12 protein-coding genes and 1 pseudogene are annotated in these 12,049 nt (G+C 40.3%); 8 read left to right on the top strand and 5 right to left on the bottom strand.

The genetic code is table 11. The features are described 5' to 3' along the window. On the top strand, positions 1–436 hold a 436-nt coding region (locus QNK26_RS16320), incomplete at its 5' end, for a dicarboxylate/amino acid:cation symporter (RefSeq protein ID WP_319224970.1). 136 nt (positions 437–572) lie between these two features. On the opposite strand, the gene miaA is transcribed toward QNK26_RS16320, so the two are convergent. Continuing rightward, positions 573–1,496 carry a tRNA (adenosine(37)-N6)-dimethylallyltransferase MiaA gene (gene miaA, locus QNK26_RS16315; protein WP_319224969.1) on the bottom strand — a complete coding sequence of 308 codons (924 nt, stop codon included), beginning with the start codon at positions 1,494–1,496 and terminating at the stop codon, positions 573–575. 270 nt (positions 1,497–1,766) lie between these two features. Between miaA and asnC the strand changes: the two genes are divergently transcribed. After that, positions 1,767–2,228 carry a transcriptional regulator AsnC gene (gene asnC / locus QNK26_RS16310; RefSeq protein ID WP_319224968.1) on the top strand — a complete coding sequence of 154 codons (462 nt, stop codon included), beginning with the start codon at positions 1,767–1,769 and terminating at the stop codon, positions 2,226–2,228. 85 nt (positions 2,229–2,313) lie between these two features. Then, positions 2,314–3,549 (top strand): cystathionine gamma-synthase family protein, encoded by a 1,236-nt coding sequence (locus tag QNK26_RS16305; protein ID WP_319224967.1) that lies wholly within the window; start codon positions 2,314–2,316, stop codon positions 3,547–3,549. 92 nt (positions 3,550–3,641) lie between these two features. Here QNK26_RS16305 and QNK26_RS16300 read toward each other — a convergent pair whose 3' ends face one another. Next, complete coding sequence (locus tag QNK26_RS16300; protein ID WP_319224966.1) at positions 3,642–5,315, bottom strand: FapA family protein; 1,674 nt, start codon at positions 5,313–5,315, stop codon at positions 3,642–3,644. 573 nt (positions 5,316–5,888) lie between these two features. Between QNK26_RS16300 and rplY the strand changes: the two genes are divergently transcribed. Beyond that, on the top strand, positions 5,889–6,179 hold the full coding sequence (rplY, locus tag QNK26_RS16295; RefSeq protein ID WP_319224965.1) for a 50S ribosomal protein L25: 291 nt from the start codon (positions 5,889–5,891) through the stop codon (positions 6,177–6,179). Between the two features lie 52 nt (positions 6,180–6,231). On the opposite strand, the gene QNK26_RS16290 is transcribed toward rplY, so the two are convergent. Continuing rightward, positions 6,232–6,741 (bottom strand): tellurite resistance protein, encoded by a 510-nt coding sequence (locus QNK26_RS16290; RefSeq protein WP_319224960.1) that lies wholly within the window; start codon positions 6,739–6,741, stop codon positions 6,232–6,234. A gap of 10 nt (positions 6,742–6,751) precedes the next feature. Continuing rightward, positions 6,752–7,141, bottom strand: coding sequence for a SirB2 family protein (locus QNK26_RS16285; protein ID WP_319224958.1), 390 nt, complete (start codon positions 7,139–7,141; stop codon positions 6,752–6,754). A 219-nt stretch (positions 7,142–7,360) separates the two neighbouring features. Here QNK26_RS16285 and QNK26_RS16280 point away from each other — a divergent pair, with 219 nt between their 5' ends. Together QNK26_RS16280 and QNK26_RS16275 are read left to right on the top strand one after the other, a co-directional pair. Then, on the top strand, positions 7,361–9,400 hold the full coding sequence (locus QNK26_RS16280; protein WP_319224957.1) for a protein-disulfide reductase DsbD family protein: 2,040 nt from the start codon (positions 7,361–7,363) through the stop codon (positions 9,398–9,400). Between the two features lie 214 nt (positions 9,401–9,614). After that, on the top strand, positions 9,615–9,980 hold the full coding sequence (locus QNK26_RS16275; RefSeq protein WP_319224955.1) for a nitrous oxide-stimulated promoter family protein: 366 nt from the start codon (positions 9,615–9,617) through the stop codon (positions 9,978–9,980). Here QNK26_RS16275 and QNK26_RS16270 read toward each other — a convergent pair. Continuing rightward, positions 9,961–10,791 (bottom strand): NAD(P)H-binding protein, encoded by an 831-nt coding sequence (locus QNK26_RS16270; RefSeq protein ID WP_319224954.1) that lies wholly within the window; start codon positions 10,789–10,791, stop codon positions 9,961–9,963. The genes QNK26_RS16275 and QNK26_RS16270 overlap by 20 nt on opposite strands. Before the next feature lie 95 nt (positions 10,792–10,886). On the opposite strand from QNK26_RS16270, the gene QNK26_RS16265 reads away from it, so the two are divergent. Then, a complete protein-coding gene (locus tag QNK26_RS16265) occupies positions 10,887–11,357 on the top strand; it encodes a hypothetical protein (protein WP_319224952.1) in 471 nt (156 codons plus the stop codon). A 362-nt stretch (positions 11,358–11,719) separates the two neighbouring features. Next, positions 11,720–12,049: pseudogene (locus tag QNK26_RS16260) on the top strand (hypothetical protein); the annotation flags it as partial.

Raw genomic sequence — 12,049 nt, 5'->3', positions numbered from 1 at the left:
ATCAACAGCGTCATCAATGGCTACATTACCTGTGACATTGGAAGTATGTGAAAAAGAATTAAATATTGCTAATTCAACGGCATCGTTTGTACTGCCGCTAGGTGCGACGATTAACATGAGTGGTAATGCTATTTATTATGGCCTTGTTGCGGTGTTTTTTGCACAAATGTTCAATGTTGAATTAGGCATGGCGGCTTATGCAGCTATCATCTTTACATCAACATTAGGTGCTATTGGTCAAGCGGGTGTTCCTGGTCCGTCTTTCCTTGTGGTGGCAGTACTACTTGCGGCAGGTATCCCAATCGAAGGTTTACCACTGTTATTCGCGTTAGACCGTATTTTTGATATGGTGCGTACAGCGTTGAATATTACCGGTGATGCCGTTTGTGCTGTGGTGATGGATAAATACAATCCAGAGCATCGAGTCACTAAATAATACTGACTTAGATAAGTATTTACTTAAATTGATAATTGAGTAAATAGATAGAGTTAGATAATAAGCCACGCCGATCCGGTGTGGCTTTTTTATGGTCAGAAGTTCTGTTTGGCATTAATGATTCGAGACGGGAGTATTAACTTCTTTGGAATTGACTTAATACAGCCTGAGCTTGTTGATTAATATCACTTGTACCGTCTAACCAATGTATTTTTGCGCCTTGACGTTCCATTCTTCTGAACCAGGTATCTTGGCGTTTAGCATATTTATGGATGGCGACATTCAATATATCAAACATCTCATCATAGCTTATCTTACCTTCGATATACTGGCTGACAAAGCGGTATTCAAGTCCAAGGTACTCTAACTTCTCATGGCTTATACCTTGCGCTAACAGTCCTTCGACTTCTTCAATCATGCCATTTTCTAAGCGTTCTTTTAAGCGTAAGGTGATGCGCTGACGTAATACACTGCGATCCCATTTTATGCCGAAATATAGCGGTTTTATTTCTGGCAGTATAATTTTGACTGCATCACTTGTTTGTGATGCAGCATGTTGGGCTATTTCAATGGCGCGATACAAACGTGGACGCACGGTAATATCTGTCGTTTCATAGGATTGGCTATCAAGCTCAAGCAAAATTTGTTGTACATCTGCTAAAGCCATTTCAGCAAACTGTTCACGCTGGGGAATATTTTTATCGAGTTGCACAAATTCATAACCAGCAACCACGGCATCTATGTATAAACCAGTGCCGCCGACAAGTAGCGGTAATTTATCGCGTTGGTTAATGTCTTTGAATGCTTTGAAGAAATCACGCTGAAATTGAAAGGCGTTATATTCTTTACCGGGTTCGATAATATCAATCAAATGATAAGGCACATCGCCATATTCAGCTAAATCTTTGCCTGAACCAATATCGAGGCCAGTGTAGACTTGTCGAGAATCACCCGAGATCACTTCCCCGTTTAATTGTTTCGCCAAATCAACCCCTAAACGTGTTTTCCCCGATGCTGTTGCGCCGAGTACGACGATAAGATTATATTGTTGTTGAGACATTAAGTTACCTGAATAAATAATTGCGCTGTGTGCAGACCGAAATGGTAACTCAAGCAGGCTATGTGACCAATAATATTTTTAACATTGTGATAAAACTAATTTCAATTTTGGCAAATTAAGCGATTAATTAATGAGATAATGAACAAATCGCAGTTATGCAGTCAAAAAGGTGGTATTTTTTCAAGATTATTCAAATTATGCGCTAGATGATTATGGTTTTAGCGTTATAATCGACTTCTTGTATTGTTACTTATGATCGGAAAAGTTGTAATGCCGCTTAATACTCATCTCGACGAATTAGATAAAAAGATCCTTAATGCACTCATGGTTAATGCGCGTGTCCCTTATGCTGAACTAGCAAAAAAGTTTAACGTAAGTGCGGGTACCATCCATGTTCGTGTCGAAAAAATGAAATCAACAGGTGTCATTCTAGGCACTAAAGTTGAAGTGTGTCCGAAGAAACTCGGTTATGACGTTTGTTGTTTTATTGGTATTAATCTAAAGAGCGCAAAAGATTATCCTTCTGCGTTAGCGCAATTAAAAGCGTTAGATGAAGTCGTTGAAGCATATTACACTACGGGTAATTATAATATTTTTGTGAAGTTGATGACACGCTCTATCGATGAATTACAAAAAGTATTGATTGATAAAATTCAACAGATTGAAGAAGTACAATCGACAGAAACATTGATCTCGTTACAAAACCCAATTAGCCGAGATGTTTATCCGTAATGATAAAATGACATAAACGCTATAAGTTAACCTCATCCTGATCAATAATGAGGTTAACGTCAATTTGTTGTATGAAGGAATAACAATGAAAGAGCAGGGATTCACTACTCACTTAGTTCATCATGATCACAACCAAAATTTAGAGTTTGGTGCTATTCACGCCCCAATTTATAACTCTGCAACATATGGTTATGATGATATTCAAGATCTTATCGATATCTTTCAAGGCCGACAAGCTGGCCAAGCCTATGCTCGTCAAGCGACGCCAACGATTGATATGTTACAGAATATGATCTGTGAAATGGAGCAGGGTAAAGCATCACTTTGTTTTAGCTCAGGTATGGCGGCAATTGTCGCGGTATTTTTGACTTTATTAAAAGGTGGCGATCATATCGTTGCTAGCCGTTTCTTATTTGGTAATACCTCAAGTGTATTTGGTACTTTAAGAAGCTTTGGCATTGAAGTTACGCTCGTCGATGCCACCGATGTGGCTAACGTTGCCGCTGCTTGCCAAGCAAATACCAAAATGGTGTTTGTGGAAACAATCGCAAACCCAGCGACACAAGTCTGTGACTTAGCTGAAATTGGCGAGTTATGCGACGCCAAAGGCTTATTATATGTTGTCGATAATACGATAACGTCAGCCTATTTGTTCCAGCCTAAAGCAGTAAAATGTCACCTTATCGTTACTTCGTTGTCTAAATGTTTTGGTGGTCACGGTAACGTGATTGGTGGTTCTGTTACAGACACAGGTCTGTTTGATTGGTCACAGTATCCAAATATCTTTGAAGCGTATCGTAAAGGTGATCCTGCTATGTGGGGTTATGCGCAGATGAAGAAGAAAGGGCTACGTGACATGGGCGCTTGCCTGAGCTCTGAAGCGGCAGGCCAATTAGCGCTAGGTTCAGAAACAATGGCATTACGTGTAAAACAATCATCAAGCTCGGCACTAGCGCTAGCATTAATGTTAGAAGAGCATCCGAAAGTTGAACGTGTTTATTATCCTGGTCTGGAATCGCATCCACAATATGCCCGTGCTAAATCACTATTTGGCGCATCAGGTTCAATGCTCAGTTTAGATTTGAAAGAAGGTTTGGATTGTTGCCAATTTTTGAATGAGTTGAAGTTGGTTATTGGGGCGACACATTTAGGTGATAATCGAAGTTTAGCACTGCCGGTTGCGCCAACGATTTTCCATGAAATTGGTCTCGCTGCACGTCAAGAATCGGGTATAAGCGAGAGCATGATCCGTTGTTCAATTGGTATTGAAGATACCGATGATTTATTGGCTGATTTTACGCAAGCATTAGCTAGTCTTTAATCTAGCCGATTAATATTCAAAACAAAGGCCTGAGTGATTACTTAGGCCTTTTTGTTGGAATACGTAAAGTTGGACGGATGAGTTACCGCTAGCTAAGCATAATAAAAATCAATGTGTTTGTCTTTATGTATTACTCGACACGGACCATGTTCACGCTGTGTGACGGTCGATGCTGAGCCAATATGCAGCGTAACATTATCAAAAATACATTTTCCGACATCGATGAGGTGCACTTGGTAGTATTGTTTGAGTTCCAGTTGTAATTGTTGTAACTCAACTTCATTATTTACACGTTGCTGGTTAAATCTATTTTTTTCATACAGCATTTCTTTAATTTCAGTAACGACACCGTGATCATGTTTCCACTTGTCTTTATGCGGTAAATTATTAATCTTAATCCACAGTGAGTTATCATCTTCTACTAATGTTTTTAATTCTTCGCTACGGTCTTGTACTTGAACTCGAATTTCATCTTCTTGCATAGCACAAAATATTTCCGTTTTAGTTCCCGATGTCGCTCCAATATTGACCACATTAATACCATTATTCGCATTCACACTGCCGCCGACGATGTCACCATGACGGTTAAAGCCGTCGCTGACGGTTAGCTTGCCTTGAGTATTCGTCACGCTATGCAATAATTGTTTGGTGATGATGATATCACCAATGGCGGTTAACTCTGAGTACTGGACAAATTGCGCACGTATTTGTCCTTGAGCTGTGATTTTAGTGGCAAGTTCTTGGTGTCTGTTTTTATTGACTACCTGACGTCCTAAAATACCTTTATTGACGATAATATCGCCCTCGGCTTCTAAAGTGGCCGAGTCAACAAATCCCATAACGGTAATATCACCACTACTTTTTACCATCATTTCGGCATCCACATTACCTGTGATCAGGATACTGCCTTTAAATTCAATGTGGCCGGTGCTGACATCAACATTTTTAATCGTTAACATGTCATCAATCTGCAATACGCCTCTGACTTCAACTGCTTGGCCTGTAATAGTAGCAAGTAGCCTTAATTGATTGTTGGGGTCGATACAAGTACCTGGTCCGGCTTGTAGCTTGATGTCTTTACCTGATTTTGGCAGTAGTTCTTTACCTAATAAGTCGAACCCTTTAGTGCCCTCATCTGCGGGTATTTTTTCGATAAGCAAGTCATCAACCTGCACCATCTTTATTTCACCCAGATTACGCATATCAACGTTACCATCAGCTTTTAGCTGGGGTTTTAATAAACGCTCTCTGGCTAATGATACTTGGCGTTTTAATTCGGCATTTTTACCGTGGATAGGTAATAGACCTTGGGCGGCAATAATCTTAATCTGCTTGCCGGGTGATAGGCCCGGTAGTTGTGTGAGTTGCTCCGCTATTTTGGATTTATCAATACCCTGATGAATATTTCTATTATTGAGCGCTGTTAAAATATCATCAATTGAAACTTGCTGGTCACCCCAGCCTGCAGTCAGATTTACTTCTGCCTGCATATTATCTTTACTGAGACTGATTTCAATTTGGCAATTATTACGCTCTGCCAGAATAAAAAGGAACTCTTCAGCGCCAGCGCGTTGACCTGTGAGTTCATTTATCTGGGTGACAGCTTCTTCAATGTTGGTGAGAATAGGTGATAATTGGTTGAAAGGCTCAACATGAAGTAACTCAAGTAAATCAACGATTGTAAGTGGTGCGTGTTTATTGGGAACCAGACGGACTTCAGCTTGGTTATCATCTTCGCTTAGCCTAATTAATTCTGAGTCCAGCATACAAGATCCTACAAAATTATCGTTGATGTTAGGGTGGTTAAGATTTCCAGTATAGCAGCATAAACTTTGTCTAAAGTAGTATTAACTTATTGAAATACTCGGTTTAGTGATCTTAAACTTACTTTAGATATTTATGCCGTTATTATGTTAGCAGAGTATGTAAATTCGATTGTTAATGCTGATTTATAGGGCTTCATCAATTTATTATTATACGATCAGGCACCTTTATAATCGTACCTTATTGAAGTGCGTTATTCTTTATTTTGTTCATTCTCAATGTTTGGATTGAAATGACAATATGGCGTGATGTATTTGCGGACTAAAATTTAGGTTTAGGCAAACTAGACGGTAATTGTGGTTCACTTCTCTTCTATGCTGATACGACCTGACTTCGCTTGCTTCTTTCTTACTGTCTTTAGTTATGCGCATTTACTTGTTGTCATACGGCTTGCATGGTATCATCCGCCACCGTTAATATTACTGTTGTTGCCCGGTCGCAGGCAGCAGTTAAATAACGCTTATTATCTGAATTTTAGTTCAGATCCAATTATTATTACTTATTAGGAAAAGATTATGTCTTTCACTTTTGAAGCTAAAGTACGTTCTGACCTTGGGAAAGGTGCGAGCCGCCGCCTACGTCACGCTAACAAATTCCCTGCTGTAATCTACGGTCAAGGCGAAGAAGCAATCTCTATCGAATTAGAGCACGATCTAATTAACAACGCACAATCTGGTAACGCTGAGTTTTTCTCTTCAGTTATCACTCTTGTTGTTGACGGTACTGAAATGGCTGTTACAGTTAAAGCTATGCAACGCCACGCGTTCAAGCCAAAATTACAACACATTGACTTCATCCGTGCTTAATAACGGATTGTGATAAGGGCGCCATGTTGATGATTCAACATGGCGCTTTTTTTTACGGTTTTTTACACACTATCTGGGCAATTGCACAATCTGGATTATGTTTAATACCTTCAAAATAATACAAACATTCCCAATCGCTGAACATTTCTTTTAACTCGCCCAACTGCAATAAAAACGCATCACGGTTAGGTCGACCGAACTGCCTATTTTCAACGGTAAAAGTTTCATAAATCACAATACCGCCAGCGCACACGGCTTGCTTGATATCGTCAATCAATGGGCGATGTAAATAGCGAAACACCACGATGCCTTGATAGCTGTTCGGCTGCAGTTGTTGCTGACCATTTTCAAAATCAACTTGCCAACATTGCTCGGCGCTGATACCAGGCATAGCCGCTAAACTGGTTAATACCGTCGGTTTTTGATCGGCAAAAATAGTAGGTATCTGCTGTTGCTGCAAATATAAACCATTACGACCAGCGCCACAGGCGAGGTCAAGAACTGGTTTACCAGATGTTTGAAATAACCTGCTGTATTGCTGTAATAGTGCCGATGCTGCCATGTGTATTCCTTTAAGCGATCGCTAACCAAGACATCACATCATGGCTTTTTGCAACGCCAAGAATGTAAGCAAAAATAGCCACTGCAATAACACTTGCCCATAAACGGATCACTGCAGTCTTACCGCGTTTAATCGCGATAGTACCAACAATAATATAAGCGATAAGCGCGACTAATTTTGCGGTTAACCAAGCATCCACAAACGGATATTGTTGGATCGTCACCATTAAGTGACCGGCTAGTAATATAAGCAAGGTATCAATGATGTGCGGTAATATTTTGATTACCTTATTTTGTAATAATACCGACTCTGAGACCGACAAAATTGAACGAAATATAAAGAAGCTGATACTTAGGTAAGCCATGCCCATGTGCATGTGTTTAACAAATGCGTAATCCATTGTAGTTGCCTGTTGTAAAGTGATGTGGTTAATTGATTAAGGAGTAAATTTACTTCCGCCTTAATATACGTGCTCGCGTAGCTTTCGATAAGAAGCATATCTAATTGTTACTGGGTTAGGTAATGAATGCAATGGTTTGGTTATACATAGATTTTTAATTTCATATCTTAAGGGCTTGGCTTAAGATAGAGACAGTATATAAATTGGGAACTTACTAGCATGCGATTTTATCTTTTACTCTGCCTATTACTGTCTTCTTGCGCTTATGCACAGCAAAGTGCGAGTGCCTTTGACCCTGCGGCGAAAGTAGCAACGGCGCAGTTATTGTCAACGGCGGATGGCGTTAACGGCGCTACCGTATTATCAATGGGCTTAAAAATCACCTTGGATGATGATTGGAAAACTTATTGGAGTTCAGCGGGATTAGCAGGTGCACCCCCAAGCATTGATTGGCAAGGTTCTGATAATTTAGCTGGAGTTGATTGGTTGTGGCCTATTCCAACGCGGATGATGGTATATGACGTTGAAACGTATGGCTATAAACACGAAGTTATTTATCCCTTGCAAGTGCGCGTGGTAGATCCAACTAAGGCGTTATCGTTAACAGCCAAAACTACTATGTTGGTATGTCGTGAAGTATGTATACGCGCGCAGGTTAATCTTGCGTTGAGGCTACCGGCGACAGCCTCCACTATCGATAAAGCATCAAGCGCGCAGTTACAACCCTATGTTGCTAATGTCCCTGTCGATATCAGTACAACATCGGCATCATTACAACAACTGGGCTGGGATAGTGTGTCATCACAATTGATCATTGAAGTGGCAGGGTTAACGACGCCTGTTGTTGATGGTTTTGTCGAAGGTGTGGATTTTACTTTGTTTAGCCAACCGAAAATAACACAAACGGATGGAGTGACACGGCTAATTATGACGGTCGAAGATATGGCGGGTACACCTGCACGACTCGATCCTCAGCAAGCGCTAAAAGTAACACTTACCTATGCGCAAGGTGGTATTAGTTTTACCGATAATATTACCCCGACGGTTATTGAGCAAACCTTGCCAAGTTGGATTTACATGTTATTACTGGCGGTTGCTGGTGGTTTTATTCTTAATTTAATGCCCTGTGTATTACCAGTATTGTCGATTAAGTTATTAGGGGTGGTTGAATCGGTTAGTGAATCGAGTGCGCAACGACGGATTAACTTTTTATTAAGTGCCGCTGGTATTTTTGTCGCCTTTTGGTTATTAGGTTTACTGTTTATTGGGCTTAAATATTTTGGTATTGGATTTGGTTGGGGAGTGCAATTTCAATCGGCAGCGTTTTTATTGGTGATGATCCCTGTGCTGGTACTATTTGCCTTAAATCTGCTGGATAAATTCGATGTGCAGTTACCACAAAGTTTGATGGATAAGTTATCCGGTTCAACCCGTGGCCATTTCTATCAAGGTATTTTTGCAGTGTTATTAGCAACGCCGTGCTCGGCGCCTTTTTTAGGCACTGCAGTAGCGTTTGCATTAGCGGGATCCAGTTGGCAAATCATGGTGATATTTAGTGGTTTGGCATTGGGCTTATCACTGCCGTATTTATTAATTGCAGCTTGGCCAAATTGCGTTAAAGTCATGCCTAAACCGGGTATGTGGATGGTACGTTTTCGTCAATTTTTAGCAGTATTAATATGTGCGACCTTAGTATGGTTAATTTGGCTGTTACAAGCGCATTTAAGCCTGATATTGTGGACTGGTTTTAGTCTCATCATTTGTGCCATGATTATATTTCTGATCATTAAACCAGGGCCTCGAGCCTTGGTTACCACATTCGCGGTGTATTTGCTGTTAGCTAATACCATTATTTGGTCTCCGGCATCGGTATCCCGTCTTTCTGAAACAGGTTCGGAGTCGAGTTCAACAATACGCTGGCAAGCATTTGAGCCAGAAAAAATTGCCGGATATATTGCCGAGGGTAAAACGGTGTTTATCGATATTACTGCAGACTGGTGTATTACCTGTGTGGTCAATGACCGCGCTGTCTTACAGCGTAGTGATATTATTACCTTGTTAAATGCCGATAATGTCGTGGCAATGAAAGGCGATTGGACCAAACCGGATAGTCAGATTGAAACTTATTTAAAACGTTATGGTCGTTATGCTATTCCCTTTAATCAGGTATTTGGTCCGGCATTACCGCAGGGTAAGTTGCTTCCTGAACTGTTAACGAAAGATGCGGTGACCGTTGGATTAGCGCAGGCAGGACAGTAATTATGACAATCCGTTGTCTTATTATTACAGTATAAATCGAGCAAGATAAAAACGAATGCAAACTAAACGTATGGTTGTTTTGTCTTGCAGTTCGATAATTTTGCTGTTCTAATTGCGCTCTTCTGAATTTATACAAGATTAATTTTATTGTTTAGCCAACAATTAACGTTCTCAACCGAGATGCTCATTGGCTAATAAATAAAATAGATATACGATGAAAACAGTCTCTGAAATCTTAGCGCACCCACGTTTAAACCGCGAAATGCGCCTGCAAAATGCAATGATCACTATGTATTGTAAACAACATCATGTTTATCAAGGTAAAGTGTGTCGTGACTGCGAACGGTTACAGCAAATGACCGCACGCAAACTGGCTTTTTGTGACAGTGGTCCAGAAAAACCAACCTGTGCAACCTGCACAGCGGTATGTTATACCCCGATCGTAGCAAAGCAAGTAAAGACCATTTATCGTTGGGGGCGCCTGCGTATCTGCTTACGACATCCCATTTTAATGTCGCTATACTGTTTTGATAGCCTTAAGCGAAGCCAAATGCCAAAGCCTAAATTACTAAATCTGTAGCGGACTGATACTTAAATTGATAGCTTAATAATTGCTTCAATTTATCGTTAGCAATGATGCAATTTGGTTTACTGTTGTCGTCGGTAAAATTTGGAACGGTGATGCCGAGTTGCTTTGCGCTTTGTTGATAAAATGCTTGTCTGCTGGAATGCTGATCACTGCAGGCATTGAATATCTCCCCCCAACATTGCTGTTTGATCACTTGCTGAATGACACCAAGTGCATCGTTTTGATGAATTAAATTGACCGGTGATGCACCAGCATCAAAGATATGCCCACTAGCACTCTTCTTGGATAAACTTCGCGTTGGATTTCTATCTTCGCTAATCAGCCCTGCAAAACGGATGATGGTGTACGCAATGTCTTGCTGTTGTTGAATTAACTGTTCAGCGGCATAGACAGTACTGGTTGGATTGAGTGGTGATGTTTCCGTTAGGCTATTATCGGTTTTTTGATAGATGCTGGTGGAGCTAACAAAAATAAACTTACCCACATCATGGTGCTTTAGCATGATCAATAATTGCTTTATTTGCTCCGCCAAGGGGGTATCTGCATGATTACCTCGGCTAGCGGGGAGCAGACAGATCGCAATATCTTTATTGGCTAATAAACCCTGCCAATCACCTTGTGGTTCACTGGTTAGTGTCGCACTTACAGCTGGAATACCTAGGTCTATTAAGCTTGCTGTTTTTTCGGCATGACTGCAGCTGACTGTTAACGGATAGTCTTGCGAGCGTAATGCCAGCGCCAGTGGTTTACCTAACCAGCCTGCACCTATGATTGCAATCTTGGGTAATTTATTTGTGCTCATATCAATTGCCTGTATATCAAGTTAGATACAAGCGTAACGATTTTTTGTTACAATAGCGATTGATAACCTGTCATCACATAAATAAAGAGAAAACCATGAGTAGATTTATAGATAGCTGGGCTATCGTGCATATTGATGATTCTTACAATGCATCAGTATTGGGTAGCAGAGGCACCAAGCTACACTGGTGTAGTGGCCGTAAAGAAGCTATCGATTTTATTTATGGCGAGTATTTGGCTATTTTAGCGGATACTGGCGAGATGGATGGAGAGTTAGTGCATGCTGCGAAGCAACGCTTTAAAGTATTACAAGCACAAGCAAATTCAGATGAAGAGTGGATTGAACACGTTAACGAGTTAACCATCGATTTACGCCATATAGTTTGGTTTGGCAGCATTGCTGATATGGCTGAACTAAATAATGACTTCGCCTGTGCAGTGCGTGAAGTATATTGGGAGGAGTTCGGTGAATATGATGAAGACGATCCAACGGCTTATGTCCCTGAAGAAGAATGGCTTAACTTGTCTGAAGCCTTGGTTGAATATTTAGGTCGCGCAATCGTCTAACCTCTCCTAACTAATTGAGACCTGTATGTCAGCATTATTATAGGTCTTATTCCTTCCTTATATTCATTATCAATCAATCATCGTCAAGTAACCATACTATCTATATGGTTTTATTGTGTTTTTTGACATTTCAATTCAGTTTGACGGCTAACCTTGTCAAATTTAGTGATGTAGATCAACCTCAGGTTAATATCCGTGAGCGCATGTTGTTAAAATGTTGCGACCTGTTTTTGTTGTTGTTAGTGTTTTCTTTGAAGCGATATAAACATCTATAAATGGGTGTAGAGACCGTTATTGAGTATTAATGCTGTTTCCAGTGCGGTTGCTGAGGATATTAACAATAACATCAAAGGAATGAAGTGATGAAAATAAGCAAATTAGCAATGAGTATTGGATTGGTATTAAGCAGCTCGATGGTTTTGGCTGATAATTTTACTGATGCGGTGACTGGTGGCAAAACAACGTTAGATATGAATCTTAGGTATGAATTTGTAGATCAAGATAATGATTTAAAAAATGCTAACGCACTTACTTTAAGAACGCGATTGAATTATACCACTGCGGCATATAATGGCGTGGTTGGTGTGATTGAATTTGAAGATTCGCGCGCTGTTGCTGGAGTTGATGATTATAATAATACCTTAGGTAAAAATACTGATTATTCTGTTGTCGCGGATCCAGAAACAACAGAA

The sequence above is a fragment of the Moritella sp. genome (genome assembly GCF_033791185.1).
Taxonomy (GTDB): domain Bacteria; phylum Pseudomonadota; class Gammaproteobacteria; order Enterobacterales; family Moritellaceae; genus Moritella.
The sequence above is the reverse complement of the archived record's forward strand: the minus strand, read 5'-3'. Positions and strand labels throughout refer to the sequence as shown.